This is a genomic window from Lentzea sp. JNUCC 0626 (assembly GCF_043632865.1).
Taxonomy (GTDB): Bacteria; Actinomycetota; Actinomycetes; order Mycobacteriales; family Pseudonocardiaceae; genus Lentzea.
In genome coordinates this window covers 2,094,021-2,117,168 of sequence record NZ_CP171635.1, presented here as the reverse complement: position 1 = coordinate 2,117,168, position 23,148 = coordinate 2,094,021, and the positions used below count along the sequence as shown (strand labels likewise).

The window sequence follows — 23,148 nt, the reverse complement described above, 5'->3', positions numbered from 1 at the left end:
GTCAGACGAGGGCGGGTTCTTCGTTGCCGACGGCCTTGATGGCGCGGCGGACCGGCACGAAGATCAGCAGGATGAAGCCCGCCACGAAGAAGATGATCAGGGCGAGGATGGCCGGGCGGAGGCTGCCGGTGGCCTGGCCGACGCCCGCGAACACCAGCGGGCCGAGCCAGCTGGTGGAGCGTTCGCCGACCTCGTAGAGCGAGAAGTACTGGGCTTCCCGGCCGGGCGGCACCATCTGGCTGAAGAGGCTGCGGGACAACGCGTTGGTGCCTCCGAGCACGATGCCGATGCCGGCGGCGACGAGGTAGAACGAGGTCTCGTCGCCCGCCTGCACGAAGAACGCCGCGGTGATCACGACGATCCAGACGACCAGGGAGCCGAGGATCGTCTTCTTGGCGCCGATGCGCTTGGCGACGAAGCCGTGCAGGACGCCGCCGACGAAGGCGACGAACTGGACGATGAGGATCACGGTGATCAGCGTCTGCTGTTCGAACTTGAGCTCGACGCTGCCGTACTGGGCGCTGACGTTGGCGACGGTCGCGATGCCGTCGGTGTAGATCAGGTAGGTGCCGAGGAACGCGAGGGTGAGCGGGAAGGCCTTGGCCTGCCGCAGGGTCGTGCCGAGTTCCTTGAAGCCCGCGGAGATCACCGACGCGCCGTGCTCGCCGCCGTGCGGTCGCTGGTGCTCGGTCAACGCGCGCAGCGGGATGATCGTGAAGGCCGCCCACCAGACGCCGGAGATGACGAACGCGATGCGCGCGGCGTCTCCTGAGGTGATGCCGAGGAAGTCGGCGCCGAGGGTGATGCCGAGCTGGATGGCGAGGGCGACGCCGCCGCCGAGGTAGCCGAAGGCCCAGCCGCGGCTGGAGACGGCGTCGCGTTCGTCGGGCAGGGCGATCTCGGGCAGGAAGGCGTAGTAGACGACGACGCTGGAGCCGTAGCAGATGTTGGCGATGATGAAGAGGACGATGCCGAGCTTCCAGTTGGTGCCTTCGACGGCGGCGAGCGCGACGGTGGCCGCGGAGCCGGTGAAGGCGAAGAAGCCGAGCATCTTCTTCTTGTTCTGGGTGCGGTCGGCGATGGCGCCCATGACGGGCAGCACGAGCACCTGGACCACGGTGGCGATGGAGAGCAGGTAGCCCCACAGCGAGCCGCTGGGGAACTGGAGTCCGAGGATCGTGACGTCGCAGTTGGCGAAGGCGTTGTCGTTCGCGCACGGGTTGGCCCCGTTGAGCGCGGTGTCGGCCTTGGCGGCGTTGGTCGCGATGCTCGTGAGGTAGAGCGAGAGGAAGACGGTGATCACCGAGGTGGGGAACACGGAGTTCGCCACGTCGTACCAGACCCAGCCGCGTTGTTCCCTCTTGCGGTTTCGTGCGTTGTTGGCGGCGGCGGTGTCGTCGCCCGTGCTCTTCATGTCGGCGGACTGTACTTGTCCGCCGACCGCGCTGATGATCTGTGTTCCAACCTGTTACCAGCTGTTGCGGGACTGGAGAACTTCGCGCAGAACTTCTGGCCTGTCCGTCACGAGTCCGTCGACGCCGAGGTCGAGCAGGGCGCGCATGTCGGCGGCGTCGTCGATGGTCCAGACGTGGACTTCGAGGCTGCGGCGGTGGGCTGCCTGGACGAAGCGGTGGTCGACGATGTGCAGGGCGCCGCGGCTGACGGGGACCTGGGCGACCTGGCCGCGGACCGCGGCTCCGGCGAGGGGAACGCGGCGGGCGGCCCAGAGGGCGGCGGCGGAGCGGGGGCCCATGGAGGTGAGCAGTGCGGGGCCGGCGATCTTGCGCAGGCGGGCGAGGCGGGCGTCGGAGAAGCTCGCGAGGCAGACGCGGTGCAGGGCGTTGGTCCTGCGGAGCAGGGTGATGATCGGGTCGACGGCCTGTTCGGACTTGACGTCGATGTTGAAGAACGTGCCGGGGAGTTCCTCGAGGACGTCGGCGAGGCGGGCGACGGGTTCGCGGCCGCCGACGCGGGCGCGGCTGACCTCGGTCCAGGGGAGGGCGGCGACGAGGCCCTGGGCGTCGGTGGTGCGGTCGAGGGTGTCGTCGTGGTGGACGACGACGTGCCCGTCGGCGGTGGCGTGGACGTCGGTCTCGATGTAGCGGTAGCCCTCCTGCACGGCCCTGCGGAACGAGCTGAGCGAGTTCTCCATGCCGGCGAGGTCTCCGACGTGCCAGCCGCGGTGGGCGAAGGCTCGGGGGCGTGGGCCTGCGAGGTAGGGATGTGTCACGGGTGGTGAGTCTGCCTTCCGGCGGTGGCTCCGGGGTGGACAGTGGGTGGCGACACACTTTCTGATTTATCTCTATAGCTTCAGTGTTGCCTGAAACCAGATTTCTCGGCCATCTGTCGCAGCGCATCCCTGATCCAAAGCCGCCAAGGGCCGAGGGAAACCAACGGAAGTTGATCAAACCGGACCCAAAAGCGACACGAACGGCCCTGCGGGTACTGTCCGGTTCCCTACGAAGGTCGGGCTTTCTGGCGCGTCGCTGGAGACCACCCACCGCCATTCGCTACCGTCGCGCGCCATGGAGCGCTCCATGGAGGCGGATGAGCCCAGGCACTGCGCGTGGTGCGGGAGGCGGTTGCCCGGGAGCGGGCGGATCGGCCGGCCGAGGCGGTACTGCGCGCAGCCGTGTCGTCAGCGCGCGTACGAGCGCAGGGCGGCGTTGCAGCGGGGTGGTCTGCCGGAGGACGCGGTGGTGCTGAGCACCGCGGAGCTGGCGGATCTGCAGGACAGGTTGTTCCAGCTGCGGTGCGCCGCGGAGGATGTGGTGACGGCGGCGCAGGACGGGGCGGAGAACGAGGAGCTGAGGAAGCTGGCGGCGGAGCTGGTGGAGTCGGCGAAGGGTTTGGAGCGGCTGCGATAGCCGTTCGCACAACAGCGAACTGACCGGCGTAGCGGGTTGCTTACGTCCGGTGATCGGACGATCATGACGCGCGTGACCTCCTACTGCCGCACGGTGCTGGACCGGGCGGGTGTCGGCTATGCCGTGACGGATTCGCGCGGCAACCTGTTGTGGTGCAACCGTGCGCTGGGTGTGGTGCTGGGGGTGCCGGTCGAGCAGGCGTACGGGCGGTCGTTGCCCGCGCTGCTGCCGGGTGTGCCCGAGGTGCCTGCTCCGGTGCGGGAAGTGCTGGTGCCGGGCCCGAAGTGGCTCGAGGTGCGGTGCTCGAAGCTGGGTGACGACCTGATGTACGAGGTCGTGGACGTGTCGGCGTGGCGTGATCGTGAGTTGACGGTGACGCAGGAGGCGGACGCGTTGCGGCGGGCTCAGGCGCTGGGCCGGATGGGGACGTGGGAGTGGTCGATCCGGGACGACCGGGTGACCTGGTCGGATTCGTTCCTGGAGATGTTCGGGTTCGCGCCGGGCACGGCGTTCGACTTCGGGTTGTACTCGCAGCTGGTGCATCCGGAAGACCTGCCGATGATCGAGGAGACCCTCGACAACGCGTTGAAGACCGGGTCGGTGTTCACGTACACGCATCGGATGTTGCGGCCGGACGGCAAGGAGCGGGTGTTCGAGTGCTTCGGTGAGGTCGTGCTCGGTGATGACGGTGCGCCGTTGCGGGCTCTCGGGACGGCGCACGACGTGACGCAGTCTTCGCGGGTGCACGACGAGCTGGTGCGCATGGCGGAGCAGGATCCGCTGACGGGGTTGCCGAACCGGCGGGCGTTGACGCGGGCGTTGGAGCAGGAGCTCGCGAACAACGGTTCGGGTGCGTTGCTGGTGCTGGATCTGGACAACTTCAAGGACGTCAACGATCTGCGCGGGCACGCGGTCGGGGACCGGGTGATGCGGATGCTGGCGTCCGCGTTGCAGTCCCGATTGGGTGACAGGCTGATCGCTCGTCTGGGTGGAGATGAGTTCGCGGTCGTGCTGCCGGGGGCGTCGCCGAAGGACGCGTCCGAGGTGGCCGATGGGCTGCGGGACGCGGTGGCCGGGTTCCCCCTTGCGGGCATCGGCACGCCGGCGCGGATCACGGTGAGCACGGGGCTGGCGGAGTTCGGTCCGGGTGACTCGTGGGAGCTGGTGCTGGCGAACGCGGATCTGGCGTTGTACGCGTCGAAGGCGGCGGGCCGGGACCGGGTGACGGTGTACGAGCCGAACCACTACGCGGACACGGTGAAGCGGGTCAGCGTGCTGGACCGGTTGCGGGCGGCGCTCGCGGGTGGTGGCCTGGCGCTGTACGGGATGCCGATGGTGGAGTTGGCGACCGGTGAGGTGCTGGGGCACGAGTTGTTGCTGCGGCTGCAGGACGGTCAGGAGCCGTATCTGGGCCCGGCGGACTTCCTGCCGGTGGCCGAGCGGTCGAACCTGATCCTCGAGGTCGACCGGTGGGTGTTGTCGACGGCGATCGACGCGTTGGTGGCGCAGCCGGATCCTCGGTTGCGGTTCAACGTGAACGTGTCGGGCCGGACGCTGGAGGATCCGGACTTCGGCGGGTTCGTGCTGGACATGCTCGGCTCTGCGGGTGTGGCGCCGGGCCGGTTGGGGCTGGAGATCACGGAGACGGCGGCGGTGACGAACCTGGACGCGGCGGTGACGCTCGCGACGCAGCTGCGCGGGTTCGGGTGCCGGATCACGCTGGACGACTTCGGGTCGGGTTTCGGGTCGTTCGTTCATCTGAAGCACCTGCCGATCACCGGGATCAAGATCGACGGCGAGTTCGTGAAGGGCATCGAGACGTCGGACGCGGACGCGGTGCTGGTGTCGGGGATCGTGCAGATCGCCAACGGGCTCGGGTTGTCGGCGGTGGCGGAGTGGGTGGAGCGTCCGTCCCAGGTGGACGCTCTCAAGGGCCTCGGCGTGCGGGTGGGGCAGGGTTTCCACCTCGGCAAGCCGGTGCCGTTGAGTGACATCGTGAGCGCGGAGCGCATGCCGCCGAATGGCGCATTGTCGTCTCAGGTGGTCGGAGCAGAGGATGGTGCCCGCCGCCCTTGATCCCCGCCCGATCGGATGCCCGTGTCGTCTTGTGGTCTTCGTCGTCTTGAGTTGAGCGTTGCCGAGCCGGAGTCGTCGGTGGACTTCTTCGCCGGGGTTCTCGGGTGGACGGTGATCGCGGAACCGGGCGGGTCGTTCTCGGGGTGGGTCGGTGATCGGCTCGCGGCGCAGATCGTTGCGGGGGACCAGGGTTGGGCCGTGTTCTTCGGTGGTGACGAGGTGCGGGAGCTGAAGGTCAACTCCTCTGTGGACGGTGGCAGGGTGCTGCACGGTCCGTGGGCGCCGCCGCCGCGGTCGGGTGAGCCTTGTTGGGTGGAGCTGTCGACGGGCTCGCCTGAGGACGGGTATTGGTGTGGTGAGCTCGGCTGGGTGAGCCGGGACGCGGCCGAGGATCTGGTGGTGTTCACGTCCGCGCGTCATGGCGATGCTCGTGCGGTGGCGGGCCGGGTCCTGGCTGAGGGTCAGGAGAGGTGGCGGCCGTTCTTCGCCGTCGACGATCTGGAGGCCGTGGTGGCGCGGGTGTCCGAGTTGGACGGTCGGGTGCTGCTGGAGCCGGCGACCGTGCCGACGGGGCGGGTCGCGTCTATCGAGGGCCCGCACGGTGGTTCCTGTGTGCTGCTGGAGAAGCCGGCGGGCTGGGGCGGTGCCTGGGCGGGCTAGTTCTCGCGTTGGGCGGCGACCAGGACTGGGCCGCCGGGCACGGCGGGGAACTGCTGCGCGTGGTGCAGGCCGTGGGCGGTGGCGTTGGTACCGGCGACGATCCAGGCTCCTGGTTTGAGTGCGTCGATCAGTCGTGGCAGTGCCTGGGTGAGTGTGGGCTCGGGCAGGAACGGGGCGGGTAGCCAGACCAGGTCGTAGGTGGCCTGTTCCGTCACGTCGGCGACGTCGGTGTGCCGCAGGGTGCCGTCGTGGAGCAGTCCGGCCGCGTCGAGGACGGCGGTGCGGTGGGGGTTGGTCTTGAGGACTTCGGCCAGGGGTGTGGTGGCGGCGTCGTGGAGGGTGGCGGCGAGGGCCGCCTGCGCCCAGGTCAGGGCGTCGAGGGTGGCGGCCGGGTCGTCGTCGGGGTGGGTGGGCACGGGCATGCTGGGACCTCTTCTGGCGGGGTGGGCGCCAGACCAGTATTCCGCGTGGTGGCGAATCAGACTGGTTTGGTGGCCGGGTCGCGGTCCAGGAACGCGATCGCGAGCAGGATCAGTCCGGTGGCGATGCTGACGCCGGAGTTGATCAGCAGATCGCTGGTGGCCATGCCGATCTCGCGGCCCCAGTAGACGAGCTGGGAGCCCGCGTCCCAGAACAGGTAGAGCAGCGCGTTGACCAGGATGATCTTGCGCCGGTCCTGCGCCCGATGGAGTCCCATCGCGATGATCGTGACGGCGATGATCAGCACGTGGTAGCCGGCGACGGCGTACCACTGGAACGCGCGGGTCGGGGTCATCTCGCCGCCGAGGTAGGCGCGGTCGGTGAGTTCGGGGTTCACCGAGAGGACGACGGCCTGCAGCAGGTTGAACGCGATGTAGACCCAGAGGACGATCTTCATCCAGAGCTTCACGGGGTCAGGCGTCCAGTTCGGGTGGGAAGCCGCCGGTGGCGATGGGGCCCCAGGTGTCGATGGTGACGCGGATGAGGGACTTGCCCTGGCGGATCATGGCGGCGCGGTACTCGTCCCAGTCGGGGTGTTCGCCCGCGATGCAGCGGTAGTACTCGACGAAGTCGTCGAGGGCTTCGGGCAGGTCGAGGACTTCCGCGGTGCCGTCGATCTGGACGTAGGCGCCGTCGAAGTCGTCGGAGAGCACGCACATCGTGACGCGGGGGTCGCGGCGGGCGTTGCGGACCTTGGCGCGCTGGGGGTAGGTCGCGATGACGATGCGGCCCTGGGTGTCGACGCCGCAGGAGACGGGGGAGACCTGCAGGCCGTCGGTGCTGGACCGGTGGGTGATCAGGAGGCCGTGGTGGCGGGTTTTGAGGAACTCGAGCAGCTGCGGCCGGTCGACGAGGTCGGCCGTGGCGATCTTCGGCATGATGTGCAGCATGGCACGCTTCACCTCGTTCGACGGTACTGAACTCGCCTATCGAGAAGCGGGTGAGGGGGTTCCGCTCGTCGTGCTGGCGGGTGGTCCTGGCCGGGCTTCGGAGTACCTGGGGGCGTTGGGTGGGCTGGACGCGTCGCGGCGGTTGATCGTGCTGGACAACCGGGGCACGGGGGAGTCGGCGGAGCCCGCGGATCCGTTCACGTACCGGCGGGACATGCTGGTGCGGGACGTGGAGGTGCTGCGCCGGCATCTGGGGCTGGACGTGGTGGACGTCCTCGGGCACTCGGCGGGCGCGGGGATCGCGATGGGGTACGCGGCGGACTTCCCCGAGCACGTCGGGAAGCTCGTGTTGCTGACGCCGGCGTTGCGCAGTGTCGGGTTGTCGCCGGAGCAGTCCGACTGGGACACGTTCCTCGCGGCACGGGCCGATCAGCCGTGGTTCGAGGCGGCGACGACGGCGCTGGAACGCAACGCCGCGGGTGACGACTCGGTGCAGAACCGGGTGGCGGCGTCGCCGTTGCTGTACGCGCGGTGGGACGAGACGACGCGGGCCCACGCGGACGCCGAGCTCGGGCAGTGGAAGTTCGAGGTGGCGGCCGGGTACAACGCCGAGGGGGCGTTCGTGCCGGGTGTGTTGCGGCGGGCGTTGACGGAGTTCGATCACCCGGTGCTGGTGTACGCGTGCTCCGAGGACCCGATCTCGCCGGTGCGGCGCTGTGTCGAGCTGGCGGAGCTGTTCCCGGACGTGACGGTGCACGTGCACGAAGGCGTCGGGCACTACCCGTGGGTGGAGGAGCCGCAGGCGGTGTCGTCGCGTCTCGAGGCGTTCCTGGCGTCCTAAGAGACCTGGGCGGTGGCGACGCGGTCGCGGCCGTTGCTCTTGGCCTGGTAGAGGGCCTCGTCGGCGGCCAGCAGCAGCGGGCTGAGCTCGGTCGCGGTGTCCGGGCAGACCGCGGCACCCACGGAAGCGGTGAGTCCGGCGACGACCTGGTCGGCGCCGAGGCGGTCGACGACGAGGATGTGCAGGCTCGCGATCTCGAACCGGATGCGTTCGGCCGTCGCCTTGACCTCGTCGGTGCTCACGCCGGGCAGCAGCACCGCGAACTCCTCGCCGCCGAAGCGGCCGACGAGGTCGTAGGAGCGCACCGAGTGCTTCAACGCGTCCGCGACGGCACGCAGGACGCGGTCCCCGGCGAGGTGGCCGTAGGTGTCGTTGATGAGCTTGAAGTGGTCGAGGTCGAGCAGCAGCACGCCGACGGTGGAGGTCAGGCGGCGGGCGCGTTGCAGTTCGCGTTCGGCGACGTCGTGCCAGAACGTGGCGTCGACCAGGCCGGTCTTGGAGTCGGTGCGGGCGGCGACGCGGAACTGCGGCAGCAGCAGCCCCATGTGCAGGGCGAGCACGGTGAGCAGCAGCATCGGCGTGAGCCACGGCCGCCAGTTCAGGATGATCGCGACACCGGAGCCCAGGCCCACCGAGGCGAGCACGATGAGCACGTCGGAGGCGTTGCCCAGGGCGGTGCGCAGGGGGTTCTGGCGGTTGGTGAAGTAGATGGCCGCCACGACCATCGCATAGTTGATGAACCAATACAGGGCGCCGGCCGTAACCAGTGCCAACAGGCCGAGCGGCCCGTCAACGTCAACAGCACGGTCCGGAAAGAGACCTAGAACGAGTTGCGCCACGGCACTGCCCAGGACGACAGTGGCCGCGGAGAACACCTTGCGGAACAGGACCGCTCGCCGCTTGTAGACCCGGTACCACGAGTGCGTGTAGCTGATGACGATCAGCGCCACGAGCAGTGGCATCGGTAGTACGAGCACGCCCGCGAACAGCCACACCGACTGCATGTGGGCGTGCGGTGACCCTTCGGCGCCGATTTCGCGGATCCGTTCGATTCCCCGTGCCGCTTCCAGGTGCAGGACAGCACCACCGGCGAGCAGCAGGAACCAGGGCCAGTTCAAGGCCTCGGCAGGGGTACGCCATGCGGTGGCGAGCGTGACGAGGGTCGCCAGAACAACCACCGTCACGACATAGGCCAGCACCACAGGAGGAAGCGACCATAACTTCCACCGGCGCGGGTCGAGCCAAGGCACGCTGCCACCCCCACACCACCGTCCAGGAACCAACCACTGTAGCTACCGGGTAACACAAAGTCGTGGCTCCATGTGGGGGACCTCACCGTGAGTAGTCCGCACCTGTTCGCACGCCAAAAACCTTTGCATTTACCGCACAACGAACACCCATAGGAGCAGTCATGATCAACCGCGCTTCCGCCACCGGCCGTCCCGTTCGCCCGACCGACTGGCTGCGTCCGACTGACTGGGCCCGTCCGACCGACTGGCGTCGCTGAGCCACCACAGGATCGCCGCACCGCCCGCCGCGAGCACCCCGAGTGCTCCGGCGGCGGCGACGACCCGGTGCACGGTGATCGTTTCGGTGGCCACACCGGCCAGCGCCACCCCGACGCCCTGGGAGACGCGCAGCGCGGTGACGGCCAGCCCGAACGCCTGACCTCGTGACTCGTCCGGTACGGCGCGCACGAACCGCGTGTTCGCGACCAGGTGATAGGCACTGGCCGCCCCGGACAGCGCGAACATCCCCACACTGACGACCAGGCCCGGCCGCAGCGCGGCCGGGACGAGAACCGCGCACGCCGCGATCGCGAGCCACGGCATCAGCCGAAGCTGCAGGCGTTCGGGCAGGTGTGCGACGACGAGCATGCCCGCGGCCGCGCCCGCCGCGTAGGCACCGAAGATCATGCCGACCCCGGCCGGTCCCGCGCCGAGATGCGCGGCGTAGGGGACGGCGAGTGCTTCGCCGACGATGTAGAAGCCCGACACGCAGGCGAGCGCGACCAGTGCGCGCAGCCTCTGGTCTCCCCACACCAGTTTCGTGCCGCCGACCAGGTCCGTCGGCCACGCTCTCTTGTGCGTGCGCTGCGGTGCGGGGCGGTCGAGCAGAAAGACGCCGAGCAGGAACGCCGACACCCCGAACGTCACCGCGTCCGCGACCAGCACCAATGCCGGTCCGAACCACGCCACCAGCGCGCCGCCCGCGATGAACCCGGCGACCTGCGCCGCCTGCGTCACGGTGCCCATCACCGCCTGCCCGAGCGGATAGCGCTCGTCGGGCAGCACGTGCGGCAGCAGCGCCGCCCGCGCCGCGCCGTGCGGTGCCCCGGCGAACTGCACCAGCACCACCACCGCCGCGAGCGCCCACAACGGCAGCCCCGGCACGGCCATCAACAGCAGAAGGGCCGCCCGGACGAGATCGGCGGCCACCATCACCTGCTTGCGTTCGAACCGGTCGGCGAGCCCCGACAGCAGGGGCCCGCCGATCAGGTCCGGCAGGAACGTCAACGCGTACGCCAGCGCCGTGAGGCCCGCGCTGGCGGTGCGGTCGTAGACGTGCACCGTCAGCGCTACCCGCGCGAACTGGTCCCCGGCCACCGACACCACGTGCGCGGTGAACAGCGCGCGGAACTCGCGATCACTCGCGAGGGCGCGGTAGCCGGGCATGCCTCACATGGTGGCCCAGAACCCGCACTGATGATCCCTGCGGAAGTCGGCCGGACCGATCGCACCCGCCTTCAACGACTGCACGCCGGCACGCCAACCGGGGTCGCCGGTACGGGCGAACCGGCCCCACGCCGCGATCATGTAGTCCGACAGCTCTCGCTGCCCCGCGGTGAGCGGCAGGCCCGGGAACTCGAACAGCAGCGGGATCTCCGAGGCGTGGAACGCCCCGTAGCCGCCCGGGAACTCGGGCAGCCCCGGGAAGAACATCGGCACGTCCTTCTGCGCGAACTCGTACCCCGACACCCGGCCGCGCAACTCGTCGCGCGTGGTCTGGGCGGTGCACGACCACAGCTTGTCCGTCAGCAGCCGGGCGATCTCGTCACGGGCGTCACCGTTGCCGTTGACCGGATACCGCGCCGCGACCTTCTCGGCGTTCGTGGTGAACAACCCCGCCAACGCCTGCCCGTACGCCGCCTCCGGGATCGGCTGCGGGAACACCTGCGGCATGAACAACGTCATCTCGTCGTGCGTCGTGCCCACCAACGACGGCACCCGATGCATGCGGCCCGTCCGTTGCGCCACCACCGGGTCGATCGGCAACACGGCCGTGTCGAACGCCGGCGTGGAGAACTGCTCGTGCACCGTCAACAGCGTGTCCACTGGCAACGCGCGCAAGCACGCCAGATCAGCACACCCCGCCGTACCGACACCGCTCTGCTCCACCACGGCGCGCGGCTTCCACAGGGTCTCGAACGTCCCCGGCTCGGCAGGCGCCTGCACCCCGCACGGCCCGGACTGCATGATCGCCTTCGTGAACAACCCCGCCGCGCGCGGTGAGGCGAGCTGGGCGCAGATGCTCAACGCGCCCGCCGACTCCCCGAACACCGTCACGTTGCGGGCGTCCCCGCCGAACGCCCGAGCGTTGCGCTGCACCCACTTGAGCGCCGCCTGCTGGTCAGCGAGCCCGAACGTGCCGGAACCGGGCAGGCCGGGGTAGCCGAAGAACCCGAACACCCCGAGCCGGTAGTTCACCGTCACGACCACGGCGTCGTTCTTCGTCGCCAGCCAGCGCGCGTCGTACATCGACGCGCCCCCGGACACGAACGACCCGCCGTGGATCCACACCATCACCGGCCGCGGCGTGCGCGTGTCCGCCGCCGGGGTCGTGACGTTCAGATAGAGGCAGTCCTCGACCAGCGACGGCTGCCCGCCCAGTTCCGGGGTCTGCGCGCACATCGGCGCGGGCGTCGTCGCGTCCCGCACCCCCTGCCACGCCGCCGCTGGCTGAGGATCACGCCACCGGTTCTCGCCGACCGGGGGAGCGGCGAACGGGATCGAGCCGAACGTGCGCTCCGTGCCCGTGACCGTCCCCCGGACGACGCCTTTGTCGGTCCGGACGACAGACCGGTCGGTCCCGCCCCGATCGGACAGGTCCGCCGCATTCGCCGGACTCACCACCGACGCGCACAACGCCACTGCCACTACGGCTGTCAGTGCTTTCCTCACAGCGACCCCCAGAATCCGCACTTGTGGTCGTTCACGAAGTCGGCCGGCCCCGACGCGCCCGCCGCCAGCGACCGCACACCCCGCCAGCCCGGATCACCGGTGCGGGCGAACCTGCCCCACGCCGTCACCATCTGCTCCGAGAGCTCCCGCTGCCCCGCCGTCAGCGCCAGACCGGGGAACTCGAACAGCAACGGCAGCTCCGAGGCGTGATAAGCCCGGTAACCACCGGGGAACTCCGGCATCCCGGGGAAGATCATCGGCATGTCCGGTTCGGCGAAGTCGTAGCCCGTCACCGGCATCCGGCGGCCCAGCTGCTGCCGCGTCTCGTGCGCCGGGCACGCCCACGACCGGTCCGTCAGCGCCGCCGCCAGCTCGTCGCGCATATCGCCGTTGCCGTTGAGCGGATACCGGGCCACGACCTGAGCGCCGAGTTCCGGGCCGAACACCTCACCGGCCTTCTTGGCGTAGTCGCGGTCCAGGATCGCCGTCGGGTAGATCAGGCCCGCGTACAACGTCATCTCGTCGTGCGTCGTGCCCACCAGCGTCGGCACCCGATGCGTGCGACCCGTGCTCTGAGCGACGTACGGACTGATCGGCAGCACCGCCGTGTCGAACGCCGGCTGCCCGAACACCGTGTGCGACGCCAGCAGCGCCGACGGCGCCAACTTCCGCAGACACGCCAGGTCCGCGCACCCCAGCGGCTGCGCAGCGCCGTCCTTCTCCACGTCCGCGCGCGGCCGCCAGAACGTCTCCAGCCCGCCCTGCACGTCCGGGTCCGGCACGCTCAGCCCGCACGGCCCCGACTGGACGATCGCCTTGGCGAACAACCCCGCCGCCCGCGGTGACGCGAGCTGCGCGCACACGCTCAGCCCACCCGCCGACTCACCCGCCACCGTGACGTTGCGCGGATCGCCCCCGAACGCGCGTGCGTTGCGCTGCACCCACTTCAACGCCGCCTGCTGATCGGCCAGCCCGAACGCCCCCGACCCCGGCAGCCCGGGATAGCCGAAGAACCCGAACACCCCCAGCCGGTAGTTCACCGTCACGACCACGGCGTCGTTCTTCGCCGCCAGCCACCGCGCGTCATAGCCCGCAGCGCTGCCGTTGGTGAACCCGCCGCCGTGAATCCACACCAGCACCGGCCGCGCCGCCCGTGACTTCGCGGCCGGGGTGGTGACGTTGAGGTACAGGCAGTCCTCGATCTCCGAGCCCGCCTCGCCGAGCCCCTCGGTCTGCGCGCACCTGGGCGACACCCCGGTCGCGTCCCGCACGCCCTGCCACGCCGCCGCCGGTCGCGGATCACGCCACCGGTTCTCGCCGACCGGGGGAGCGGCGAACGGGATGTTCCCGAACGTCCGCACCTGCTGCGTGACCGTGCCGCGCACCGCCCCCTTGTCCGTCCGGACGACCGAGCCGTCCCCAGCGTGTGCCAGCGGCACCTGAACGACGGCGAACGCCATCGCGGCGGCCGCGGCCACCGTGAACATCCTTGCCATGAATGGACCCCCTTCGGACTCGAACGTATCGAGGGCCGGCAGGACCCGGGAACCACAGAAAGACAGTTGTTCCAGATCCGAAAGTTGTCGCTCACCCTCCCCGGTTGCCGACATACCGACCGGTCGGTACCCTCCGATCCGTGGGTGACACAACGCTTCCTCAGCAGCCGCTGGTCGACGCCCTGATCTTCGACTGGGGCGGGGTGCTGACCGTCTCCGTGCCCGAGTTCGTCGGAGCCTGGCTGCACGCCGAGTCCATCGACCGCGAGGTCTACGGCCGGATCATGCGCGACTGGCTCAGCCGCGAGGCGCTGCCGGACAACCCGGTGTTCCGCCTGGAGACCGGCGAGCTGACCGTGCCCGAGTTCGAACGCCTGCTCGCCGCCGAGCTGATCACCACCTCCGGCGCGGCCATCGACGAGAACGGGCTGCTCAAACGCATGTTCGGCGGCGCCACCCCGAACCCGGAGATGGTCGAACTCGTCCGCAAGGCCCGGGCCGCCGGCCTGCACACCGCGCTGCTGTCCAACAGCTGGGGCGAGGGCTACCCGAAGGACCTGCTGATCGAGCTGTTCGACACCATCGTCATCAGCGGACGGATCGGCCTGCGCAAACCCGACGAGGCCATCTACCGGCACACCCTCGAGCAGGTCGGCATCCCCGCCGACAGGTGCGTGTTCTTCGACGACGCGCCGATCAACGTCGAAGCCGCCCAGGCCGTCGGCATGCACGCCTTCCGCCACACCGACGCCGACGACACCCGCGCGAACCTCGCGACCCTGGGAGTGACCCTGTGACCGACCTTCCCGGCCTCGACCTCGGCGCGCTCGCCACCCACCTCGGCACCGGCCCGCTCACCGGCGAACTGTTCCGCGGCGGCCGCTCCAACCTCACCTACCGCGTCAGCGACGGCACCCAGAGCTGGGTGCTGCGCCGCCCGCCGCTCGGCCACGTCCTCGCCACCGCGCACGACATGGCCCGCGAGTTCCGCGTCATCTCCGCCCTCGCCGGCACCTCCGTGCCCGTCCCCGGCGCACGCCGGCTCGTCGAGGACACCTCCGTCATCGGCGCGCCGTTCTACCTCATGGAGGAAATGCCCGGCGCGGCGCTGCGGGAGCGGTCGCAGTGCCCGTGGCTCACCCCCGAGCAGGCCCGCACCCTGTCCGAACGGCTCGTCGACGTGCTCGCCGACCTGCACTCCGTCGACCCCGAGTCGGTGGGACTGGGCGACTTCGGCCGTCCCGACGGGTTCCTCGCCCGCAACGTCAAGCGGTGGAGCAAGCAGCTCGACGCCTCCCGCAGCCGTGAGCTGCCCGGCATCGAGGAACTGCGCGACAAGCTCGCCGACACCGTCCCCGCCTCACCCCGCGCGACGATCATCCACGGCGACTACCGCCTCGACAACGCCCTGGTCACCCAGGAACCCCTCGCCATCAGCGCCGTCCTGGACTGGGAGATGGCCACCCTCGGCGACCCGCTCGCCGACCTCGGCCTGCTCTACGTCTACTGGGCGGGCCTGGGCGCCGACAACGACCCCATCACCGGCGGCGTCACCTCACTGCCCGGGTTCCTCACCGCCGACGAACTCGTCGCCCGCTACACCGCCCGCACCGGCACCGACACCTCCGGCCTCGGCTGGTACATCGCCTTCGGCTACTTCAAGCTCGCCGTCATCGTCGAAGGCATCCACTTCCGCTTCGCCAGCGGCAAAACCGTCGGCGCCGGCTTCGAAAAGCTCGGCGCGTTCACCGTTCCCCTCGTGCGGCAGGGACTCGCCGCCGCCCACAAGGAGCTCTAATGGACTTCGCCTACGACGCCAAGACCGAGGAACTGCGCACCAAGCTCCTCACGTTCATGGACGAGCACGTCTACCCGGCCGAAGCGGTCCTCGAGCAGCAACTGCACGACGCCGCCGACCCGTGGGAACGCCAGCCGATCCTGGAGGAGCTCAAGGCCGAGGCCCGCCGCCAGGGCCTGTGGAACCTCTTCCTCCCCGACCCCGAGCACGGCGGCGGCCTGACGAACCTGCAGTACGCGCCGCTCGCCGAGATCACCGGCCGCAGCCCGCACCTCGCCCCCGAGGCGCTCAACTGCGCCGCCCCGGACACCGGCAACATGGAAGTGCTGTCCATGTTCGGCACCGACGAGCAGAAGAAGCAGTGGCTGCAGCCGTTGCTCGACGGCGAGATCCGTTCGGCGTTCTGCATGACCGAACCCGACGTGGCGTCGTCGGACGCCACCAACATCGCCACCCGCATCGAACGCGACGGCGACGACTACGTCATCAACGGCCGCAAGTGGTGGTCCTCGGGCGCGATGAACCCGAACTGCGCGATCTTCATCGTCATGGGCAAGACCGACCCCGACGCCGAACGCCACCGCCAGCAGGCCATGATCCTCGTCCCGCGCGACACCCCCGGCGTCACCGTCAAACGCGCCATGCACGTCTTCGGCTACGGCGACCACGCCCACGGCGGCCACGCCGAGATCGTGTTCGACAACGTCCGCGTCCCGGCGTCCAACCTGATCTCCGGCGAGGGTGAGGGCTTCGCCATCGCCCAGGCCCGCCTGGGCCCTGGCCGCATCCACCACTGCATGCGCCTGATCGGCATGGCCGAACGCGCCCTCGAACTCCTGTGCAAGCGCGCGTTGTCCCGCGTGGCGTTCGGCAAGCCCATCGCCGCCCAGGGCGTCGTGCACGAGTGGATCGCCGAGTCCCGCGTCCGCATCGAACAGGCCCGCCTGCTCGTGCTCAAGACCGCGTGGCTGATGGACACCGTCGGCAACAAGGGCGCCCACACCGAGATCCAGGCCATCAAGATCGGCGTGCCCGCCATGACCGAATGGGTCCTCGACAAGGCCATCCAGGCCCACGGCGGCGCCGGCGTCAGCCAGGACTTCCCCCTCGCCGAACTGTGGGCCGCCACCCGCACCCTGCGCCTCGCCGACGGCCCCGACGAGGTGCACCGCATGTCCCTGGCCAAGCGCGAACTCAAGAAGTACGCCTGACTCAGGAAGTACGCCTGACTCAGGAAGTACGCCTGACCGCCTGCCGGGCGAGGTGTCGCTGCAGCCGTTCGTGCCGGAACTCCCACACCGGCCCCGACTGCCGCAGCACACCTCGCCCGTAGGCGTCGTCGAGGAACCCCAGCAGCCGCCACGGCACCCGACCCGTCAGCGGCAGCCACACCCGCGCGACGACCAGCCAGTGCCCCCACGCCGACACCGTCACCAGGTACACCAGGGCACCCATCACCCAGTTCAACGCACCCACACCCAGCGCGTAGCTCAACGCCGTGGAGTCACCGGGCGAGGCGATGCCGAGGATCCGGTCCGCGAACGCGTAGCCGACCAGCCCCGCCGTCACCCCGAACACCGAGCCCCCGAGCAGCATCTGCACCAGCACCGCCTCCCTGCTGGCCCGCAGCGAATCACCAGGACTGGCCGCCGCGTCGGCGTCCGCGGGCGACTCGAACCACGACACCACCGCGATCGCCATCGCCGCCGCGCTGCCGAACACCACCGCGAACACCGCCCCCAGCACGGCGCCGTCGCGCAGCGGCATCGCACCGGACAACGCCCTCAGCGTCCCGGCCACGACCCCGAACCCCAGCCCGCCCAGCAGCGCCGTGACCACCCTCGACCGCACCTGGGCCAGCGGGATCGCACCGGCCCGGTCCCACCGCAGCCTGATCCGCGACGGCGCCGGCCCGATCGCCCGGAACCGCCGCACCAGAGCGTGCGCGATCCCGAGCACCGGCCCCGCCGCGAGACCGTTGGCCAGGCCGTTGCCGACCTGACGGCGCACCGCCTGCGGGAACGTCACCTCGTGCAGCAGCACCGTCAGCGGCGCACCGACCACGACGTAGATCAGCAGGATCGCCAGCGCCGACACCAAGGCGACCACCGCGGCCTGCGACCACAACGGCAACCCCAGCCGCCACCACGCGATCCCCGACTCGCGCCCGCTCACCCCGTGCCGTGCCAGATGCCCCAGCCACCGCCCCACCTGCTCCGCACGCCACCGGCCCGGCCCGTCGTAGCGGCTGGGCACGTACCCGCCGAGCAGATGCGCCTCCACCTCGGACGCCTCGCGGAACCGCAGCAACTCAGCCGGGTCGGCACCCGGTGTGTCGCCGTAGACCGACCGCGCCAACGACACCATCAACGGCGTGCTCAACGCCTCCGCCACCGCGGGCGACTCGTCCAGCCGCGCGATCACCCGGTCCCACCCCGACCTCGACGGCGTCGCCAGCGGCAGGTACTCGGCCAGATCAGCCGGCGACAGCCGGTCCAGCCGCACCACCGCCGCACGCGTGAGCACGTCCGCGGCCACCGCGTTCTCGTACTCCGCGGGCCTGCTCGTCAGCACCAGCGGCCACCCCGACCGGCTCAGCAGCCGCAACGCCCGAGCCCGCAGCCCCGCCGCCATCTCGTCGAACCCGTCCAGCACCGGCACGACCAGATCCGACCCCAGCAACTCCGCCGCCAGCGTCAACGACCCGTTCACCGCCGCCAGCTCCGGATGGTCGCGGATCAGCAGCTCCGCCAGCCACGTCCGCAAGTCCGCCCGGCCCGGATCCCACGACCCGATGCCCACCCGCACCGGCACCGGACCGCCGGGAACGCGCTCGTCGATCAGGTCGAGCGTCAACCGGGTCGCCAGCATCGTCTTGCCCGACCCCGCCGCCCCCAGCACCACCAGCCGCCCGGTCGGCACCCGCCGGTAGACCTCCGCGATCTGCGCGAACCGGCCGTCCAACGGCCCGGCGGCGATGTTGCGCGCGTGATCACTCAGCTCACCGAACACGTGCTCCCACCGCACCGGCAGCGGAAAAGGATCGTCGAGCTGCTGGTGCTCGTACTCCGCCCGCGCCCGGATCCGCACCCGCAACGCCAACTCGTCCGCCGCCCGCTCCACCCGCCCCAGCGGCCGCGCCTCCTGGGGACCGTCCGGCTCCCGGCCCGCCGCCCACACGTAGAACGCCTTGCGCTCGTCCTCCGACAACGCCAACGCGTCCGCCAGCAGAGTCACCGTGCCCGCCTGCGGGTTGGTCCGCTCACCCCGCTCGTAACCGCGGATCGTGCGCACCCCGACCCCGGCCCGTTCGGCCAGCCCCTCCTGCGTCAGCGCCGCACGCACGCGTAACTCGCACAGCACCTCACCGAACGTGCGCGCCACGAAAACTCCCTCTTCTCCCAGGTCAGCGGCACCGGCATCAGATGGCCCGCCGGTGGCATCGCAACGCCGCACACCGCACCCCCACGGTGATCGGCATGGACACCTCAACGTTGGCAGCTCGCGCGGTTGAATTGGCCGCAAACGAAATGATCGCCACCGAATCACCCGATGGAGCGAACCCCGCGCAGGACGGCCCGATGATGCGGATCGTCGCCCGCCAACTCGGCACGTTCGACGTCGGCAGGGGACTGCTCGAACGCCTCCGCGAACACCCCGCCGACCAGGCCCGCCGCGACATGGCCTCCTCCGCCCTGGCCCAGTTCGCCGCCGCCGACCCGGAACTGCGCGACACCCTGCGCCGGGCCGTGCTCGGTACCCCGACGTCCGTGGCGCTCACCTCGACGGGCGACCACAACATCAGCGTCACCGGCGGCGCGTTCGACAACTCCACCCACAACACCAAACGCACCACCAAGATCCCTACCGGCGGCTGGATCGTGGCCGGACTTCTCGCCCTCACCATCGGCACGACCACCGTGGTCGCCGCGTCCAGCGAGACCGATCCGGGTGAGATCGGCACCGAACGCACAGAGGAAGGCGTCAGAGAAGCCGCGACCGGCTACTGGGAGGCGTTCGTCGCGAAGGACGCCGAACGGACCTGCGCGTTCATCAATGAGTCGAAGCGGATCGGGACCGTCGCAGAGTCCTGCGTCGAATACTTGAACAACCGCGTCTTCACCACGATCTCCGCCGAGCGGTTCGAGGAGCTGCGGGAGCTCACGGTGGGCGAGGTCGAGATCAACCGCAACCCCAACACCGCTGACACCAAGCTGATGCGGGGCGACGAGGCGGTCAAATCCCTGAACCTCGACTACGAGGGAGGCCGGTGGTTCGTCTACGTGGAGGTCACGATGCTGGGCGGAGACTGACCAAGCGCCGTCAGTTGTTGAGGGCCTCGCGGGCCGCCAGCGCCGCCCGGCACGCGTGCACGAAGTCCCAGAACACCTCGGTCGTCGTGTGCCGGCGGTCCGACCGCGAGTTCTCCTCGAACATCGCCGACCGCAACGGCGTCGTCAGCTCCAGCTGCCCGCCCTGGCGCGACCGCGTCCGGTTCGCGATGTTCGCCCGGTCGAACCCACCCAGAATCGGGTGGTCGACGGCGTCGATGGTGTGGAACCCGGCCCGCCGCAGCCGCGTGAGCAGTTCGACGCGCAGCAACGCGTCCCGGCCGCCCACCAGCACGGCTCGGTCGTGGTCCTCCAGCCCGGCCGCCGCCGCGGTGCACCCGTGCAGCCCGAGGGCGTGCGAGGCACCCGTCACCAGCGTGCGCGCCACCCGGTCGTCGCAGTTCGACGACGTCACGTGCAGCTCGTCGTTGGCGGCGGTGCGCAGACCCTCGAACATCCAGTAGTCGTGAGTCTGGCCGATCGGCACCCGCGTGCCGGGGTGGAAACCCGCGATGGCCAGGCACAACTCGGACGTCCCGACTTCGATGCCGCCCCCGTGCGGGGCGAGCACGACGGAAGGCGTGCGGGGGCGGTGCCGCTTGAAGCGACGCCGGTAGTCCACCCGTTCCACCAGTCGGGGATCGGCGTAGAGGTCGGAGTTCGACGCGTAGACGTCTAACGCCGCCCACTGAGGCTGGGGTCTCATGGCGGCAGGAAGCCTACCTGTCGTCACCCGGTCGGCCGCCGCCCACCGGGTGACGACACTCACACCAATGTCAGCGTTCGCGCGTCCACGTCCAGCGCCGCGGCCACACCCAGCGGCAACGACCACGAACCCGCGCAGTGCCCGAAACCGAAGTCACCCAAGATCGGCACCCCCAGCCCCGACAGCCGGTCCGCGAGGACGTCCGAGACGTCCCCGCAGTCCGTCCACGACCCCAGCATGATCCCCGCCACCGGCTCGAACCAGCCCGCCCGCAGCACCTGCGTCAAGATCCGGTCCAACCGGTAGGGCTCCTCGCCGATGTCCTCCAGCAACGCGATCGCGCCGTCAGCCGGACGTTGCCAGCGCGGGCCGCCGACCGAGGCCGCCAGCAACGCCGTGTTGCCGCCCACCAGCACCCCGCGCGCGGTCCCCGGCACCACCGGCGTTCCGGCCGTCCACGACGACACCCCGTCGAACAGCACCGCCCGCAGCCGTTGCTGCGCCACGGGGTCGTCCACGAAGTCCGCCGTGCCGGGCATGGGGCCGAACACCGTCGGCTGACCCACCGCGCCCAGCTCCGCGTGCAGCACCGTCACGTCCGACGAACCCACGAACACCCGCGGCGGCAGGTCCTTCCACGGCACCAGGTCCGTCATCCGCAGACAGCCGTAGCCGCCGCGCACGCAGAACACCGCCGCCACGTCCGAGCACCACGCCCGCACGAACTCCTGCGCGCGGGCCTCGTCCGACCCTGCCAGGTACGGCAACGCCCACGGCTCGATCGCCGGTGTGGTGACCTCCAGGCCCCACGACCGCAGCACCTCGGCACCCGCGGCGACCCTCGACGGGAGGGCCGGGCCGGCCGGTGACACCAGCGCGACCCGGTCCCCGCGACGAAGCAGGGTCACTGCGACAGTTCCAGCACCGGCACACCGGGCGGCGTGAACCCGAACGCCTGCCCGTAGAACGACAGCTCCGCCTCCAGCGCCGTCTTGATGTTCTGCGCCATCCGGAACCCGTGCTGCTCACCTTCGAACGTGATGTACGCGTGCGGGATCCCCGAGCCGGCCAGATCGGCGGCGAACCGGTCCGCCTGCTCCGGCGGGCAGATCTCGTCCTCCAGGCCCTGCAACAACAACACCGGACCCGACACCGACCGCGCCTTGTTCGACGGCGAGCGGTCCCGGTAGCGGTCGGCGGCCTCGGGCAGCGTGCCGACCAGGCCCTCGACGTAGCGCGACTCGAAGTCGTGCGTCTCGCCGCCCTCGCCCGTCCAGCCCGCCAGGTCCAGGATCGGGAACGCCACCATGCCGCACCGGTACACGTCGGTCGAGGTCAGCGACGCCGCCGACGTCCAGCCGCCCGCCGAACCGCCCCGGATGCCGAGCCGGGCCGGGTCCGCCGTGCCCTCCTTGGCGAGCTGCTGGGCCACGAACGCGCAGTCCGCCACGTCCACGACACCCCACTGCTCGCGCAGCCGCTCCCGGAACGCCCGCCCGTAGCCGGTCGAGCCGCCGTAGTTGACCGCCACCACGCCGATGCCGCGGCTGGTGAAGTACGCGATGTCGCTGTCGAGCTTGGGCAACGCCCGCCCGGTGGGGCCGCCGTGCACGTGCACCACGTACGGCGGCAGTTCGTCCTCGGGGCCCGCGAAGTCCGGGTTGGACGGCGCGTACACGTAGGCCGGGATCTCCCCGAACATCCGCTCCACCGGCACCGGCAGATACGCGGCCTCCGGGGATTCCTCACCGCCGGTGAGGTAGGTGAGCTCGCCGTTCGAGAGGTCCAGGCGCACCACCGCGAAGTCCGACGTCGGCCCCGCCGCCGCGCAGATCACCACGCCGTCGCGCACCGACAGGTCCGGCACCCACGTCGGCAGGTCGGTCTGCACGTCGGTGACCGTCGCGCTGCGCTCGTCCAGCACCGCCAGGCTGCCCGAACGCACGACCAGGTAGCGGCCGGGCGAGAGGGTGGCGAACCAGCGGTTGCCCAGCCGCCACATCGGGCCGCCCAGCTCCTCCTCGCACGGCGCCAGGTTCTTGACGGTGCCGTCGGGGGAGATCCGGTGCAGGTTCCACCAGCCGTCCGGGTCGGTCAGCGCCAGCAGGGAGTCACCCTCCCACTCGAACTGGCACACCGCCTCGGTCTCCGAGCCCGCCACGACCTTGTGATCGCTGCTGCCGACCTCGGCGACGCACAGTTCGGTGCCGTCCCACGGCATCTGGGGGTGGTTCCAGCCGATCCAGGCGAACTTCGTGCCGTCCGGGCTGATCTTCGGGCCCGTCATGAAGTGATGGGACGCCCCCAGCACCCGGATCTCACCGGATCGTGTGATCGCCACCAGGTCACGGGCGACGTCGGTGCGCGCCTCACCCGTGACGGTCTCCCGCACGCACCACACCTCGCCGTCCGGGCCCGCCGAGAGGTCCGAGTAGCGCACGCCGTGGTGGCGTTGCGGCTCGGGCGTCAACGGCGTCGGCTGCGGAGAGTCCGGGTTGAACACGTAAACCCGCTGGTCGTCCCAGTGCGTGAACGCCACCAGATCGTCGGCGAGCACCACGAACGGCCGCCCGCCGTACTCGTGCACCCGGTTGCGGGCGTTCCACGGCGCGGGCAACACCTCCACGCCGTCGCGCACCAACGCCACTCTGCCGGCCTGAGCCGGTCGGCTCTCGGCCCACCACACGCGTTCACCGTGCAGGTCCGCCCACTGGAACCCACCGCCGGGTTTCGACGTGTCTCCAGCCGTGATGGGCGAGGTCCAGGTCCCGTACGAAGCGATCTTCACCACAACCCGACCCTATACGCGGAGTGTTTGGTGG

21 protein-coding genes are annotated in these 23,148 nt (G+C 70.3%); 8 read left to right on the top strand and 13 right to left on the bottom strand.

Annotation, left to right across the window (positions count from 1 at the left end; translation table 11 throughout):
* Position 1 precedes the first annotated feature (1 nt).
* Both JNUCC0626_RS09435 and JNUCC0626_RS09430 read right to left on the bottom strand, forming a co-directional pair.
* Positions 2–1,414, bottom strand: a complete 1,413-nt coding sequence (locus tag JNUCC0626_RS09435) for an MFS transporter (protein WP_394619297.1) — start codon at positions 1,412–1,414, stop codon at positions 2–4.
* 54 nt (positions 1,415–1,468) lie between these two features.
* A complete protein-coding gene (locus tag JNUCC0626_RS09430) occupies positions 1,469–2,230 on the bottom strand; it encodes a glycerophosphodiester phosphodiesterase (RefSeq protein ID WP_394619296.1) in 762 nt (253 codons plus the stop codon).
* Positions 2,231–2,525: 295 nt separating this feature from the next.
* Between JNUCC0626_RS09430 and JNUCC0626_RS09425 the strand changes: the two genes are divergently transcribed.
* From JNUCC0626_RS09425 to JNUCC0626_RS09415, 3 genes are all read left to right on the top strand, one after another.
* The gene (locus JNUCC0626_RS09425; protein WP_030475304.1) at positions 2,526–2,867 is read left to right on the top strand and encodes a hypothetical protein; all 342 of its coding nucleotides are present in this window, start codon (positions 2,526–2,528) and stop codon (positions 2,865–2,867) included.
* A 72-nt stretch (positions 2,868–2,939) separates the two neighbouring features.
* A complete protein-coding gene (locus JNUCC0626_RS09420; protein WP_394619295.1) occupies positions 2,940–4,943 on the top strand; it encodes a sensor domain-containing protein in 2,004 nt (667 codons plus the stop codon).
* Between the two features lie 51 nt (positions 4,944–4,994).
* Positions 4,995–5,603 (top strand): VOC family protein, encoded by a 609-nt coding sequence (locus tag JNUCC0626_RS09415; RefSeq protein ID WP_394619294.1) that lies wholly within the window; start codon positions 4,995–4,997, stop codon positions 5,601–5,603.
* Here the strand turns inward: JNUCC0626_RS09415 and JNUCC0626_RS09410 are convergent.
* The 3 genes from JNUCC0626_RS09410 to JNUCC0626_RS09400 are packed head-to-tail and all read right to left on the bottom strand — an operon-like array spanning position 5,600 to position 6,961.
* A complete protein-coding gene (locus JNUCC0626_RS09410; protein ID WP_394619293.1) occupies positions 5,600–6,025 on the bottom strand; it encodes a hypothetical protein in 426 nt (141 codons plus the stop codon). The two genes, JNUCC0626_RS09415 and JNUCC0626_RS09410, sit on opposite strands and share 4 nt — an antisense overlap.
* 56 nt (positions 6,026–6,081) lie before the next feature.
* On the bottom strand, positions 6,082–6,480 hold the full coding sequence (locus tag JNUCC0626_RS09405; protein WP_394619292.1) for a hypothetical protein: 399 nt from the start codon (positions 6,478–6,480) through the stop codon (positions 6,082–6,084).
* 16 nt (positions 6,481–6,496) lie between these two features.
* Complete coding sequence (locus tag JNUCC0626_RS09400) at positions 6,497–6,961, bottom strand: PPOX class F420-dependent oxidoreductase (protein ID WP_394622001.1); 465 nt, start codon at positions 6,959–6,961, stop codon at positions 6,497–6,499.
* 10 nt (positions 6,962–6,971) lie between these two features.
* On the opposite strand from JNUCC0626_RS09400, the gene JNUCC0626_RS09395 reads away from it, so the two are divergent.
* Positions 6,972–7,814, top strand: a complete 843-nt coding sequence (locus JNUCC0626_RS09395; RefSeq protein ID WP_394619291.1) for an alpha/beta fold hydrolase — start codon at positions 6,972–6,974, stop codon at positions 7,812–7,814.
* Here the strand turns inward: JNUCC0626_RS09395 and JNUCC0626_RS09390 are convergent.
* The 4 genes from JNUCC0626_RS09390 to JNUCC0626_RS09375 all read right to left on the bottom strand — a co-directional run bounded on the left by JNUCC0626_RS09390 (position 7,811) and on the right by JNUCC0626_RS09375 (position 13,491).
* Positions 7,811–8,998: a GGDEF domain-containing protein gene (locus tag JNUCC0626_RS09390; RefSeq protein WP_394619290.1), complete on the bottom strand. Its 1,188-nt coding sequence runs from the start codon at positions 8,996–8,998 to the stop codon at positions 7,811–7,813. The two genes, JNUCC0626_RS09395 and JNUCC0626_RS09390, sit on opposite strands and share 4 nt — an antisense overlap.
* A gap of 231 nt (positions 8,999–9,229) precedes the next feature.
* Positions 9,230–10,489, bottom strand: coding sequence for an MFS transporter (locus JNUCC0626_RS09385; protein ID WP_394619289.1), 1,260 nt, complete (start codon positions 10,487–10,489; stop codon positions 9,230–9,232).
* 3 nt (positions 10,490–10,492) lie between these two features.
* The gene (locus JNUCC0626_RS09380; protein ID WP_394619288.1) at positions 10,493–11,995 is read right to left on the bottom strand and encodes a carboxylesterase/lipase family protein; all 1,503 of its coding nucleotides are present in this window, start codon (positions 11,993–11,995) and stop codon (positions 10,493–10,495) included.
* On the bottom strand, positions 11,992–13,491 hold the full coding sequence (locus JNUCC0626_RS09375) for a carboxylesterase/lipase family protein (RefSeq protein WP_394619287.1): 1,500 nt from the start codon (positions 13,489–13,491) through the stop codon (positions 11,992–11,994). The genes JNUCC0626_RS09380 and JNUCC0626_RS09375 overlap by 4 nt, the downstream gene beginning before the upstream one ends.
* A gap of 140 nt (positions 13,492–13,631) precedes the next feature.
* Here JNUCC0626_RS09375 and JNUCC0626_RS09370 point away from each other — a divergent pair, with 140 nt between their 5' ends.
* From JNUCC0626_RS09370 to JNUCC0626_RS09360, 3 genes are read left to right on the top strand one after another with little or no spacing between them, the layout of a single operon-like run.
* A complete protein-coding gene (locus tag JNUCC0626_RS09370; protein WP_394619286.1) occupies positions 13,632–14,288 on the top strand; it encodes an HAD family hydrolase in 657 nt (218 codons plus the stop codon).
* Positions 14,285–15,289, top strand: coding sequence for a phosphotransferase family protein (locus JNUCC0626_RS09365; RefSeq protein WP_394619285.1), 1,005 nt, complete (start codon positions 14,285–14,287; stop codon positions 15,287–15,289). The genes JNUCC0626_RS09370 and JNUCC0626_RS09365 overlap by 4 nt, the downstream gene beginning before the upstream one ends.
* Complete coding sequence (locus JNUCC0626_RS09360) at positions 15,289–16,500, top strand: acyl-CoA dehydrogenase family protein (RefSeq protein WP_394619284.1); 1,212 nt, start codon at positions 15,289–15,291, stop codon at positions 16,498–16,500. The genes JNUCC0626_RS09365 and JNUCC0626_RS09360 overlap by 1 nt, the downstream gene beginning before the upstream one ends.
* A 19-nt stretch (positions 16,501–16,519) precedes the next feature.
* Here JNUCC0626_RS09360 and JNUCC0626_RS09355 read toward each other — a convergent pair whose 3' ends face one another.
* Positions 16,520–18,673: an NACHT domain-containing protein gene (locus JNUCC0626_RS09355; RefSeq protein WP_394619283.1), complete on the bottom strand. Its 2,154-nt coding sequence runs from the start codon at positions 18,671–18,673 to the stop codon at positions 16,520–16,522.
* Positions 18,674–18,819: 146 nt separating this feature from the next.
* On the opposite strand from JNUCC0626_RS09355, the gene JNUCC0626_RS09350 reads away from it, so the two are divergent.
* Positions 18,820–19,602 carry a hypothetical protein gene (locus tag JNUCC0626_RS09350; protein ID WP_394619282.1) on the top strand — a complete coding sequence of 261 codons (783 nt, stop codon included), beginning with the start codon at positions 18,820–18,822 and terminating at the stop codon, positions 19,600–19,602.
* 10 nt (positions 19,603–19,612) lie between these two features.
* Here the strand turns inward: JNUCC0626_RS09350 and JNUCC0626_RS09345 are convergent, their stop codons facing one another.
* From JNUCC0626_RS09345 to JNUCC0626_RS09335, 3 genes are read right to left on the bottom strand one after another with little or no spacing between them, the layout of a single operon-like run.
* Positions 19,613–20,326 (bottom strand): poly-gamma-glutamate hydrolase family protein, encoded by a 714-nt coding sequence (locus JNUCC0626_RS09345; protein ID WP_394619281.1) that lies wholly within the window; start codon positions 20,324–20,326, stop codon positions 19,613–19,615.
* Positions 20,327–20,385: 59 nt separating this feature from the next.
* Complete coding sequence (locus JNUCC0626_RS09340; protein WP_394619280.1) at positions 20,386–21,234, bottom strand: S66 peptidase family protein; 849 nt, start codon at positions 21,232–21,234, stop codon at positions 20,386–20,388.
* Positions 21,231–23,117 carry a prolyl oligopeptidase family serine peptidase gene (locus tag JNUCC0626_RS09335; RefSeq protein WP_394619279.1) on the bottom strand — a complete coding sequence of 629 codons (1,887 nt, stop codon included), beginning with the start codon at positions 23,115–23,117 and terminating at the stop codon, positions 21,231–21,233. Before JNUCC0626_RS09335 ends, JNUCC0626_RS09340 begins: the two co-directional genes overlap by 4 nt.
* Positions 23,118–23,148: the final 31 nt, after the last annotated feature.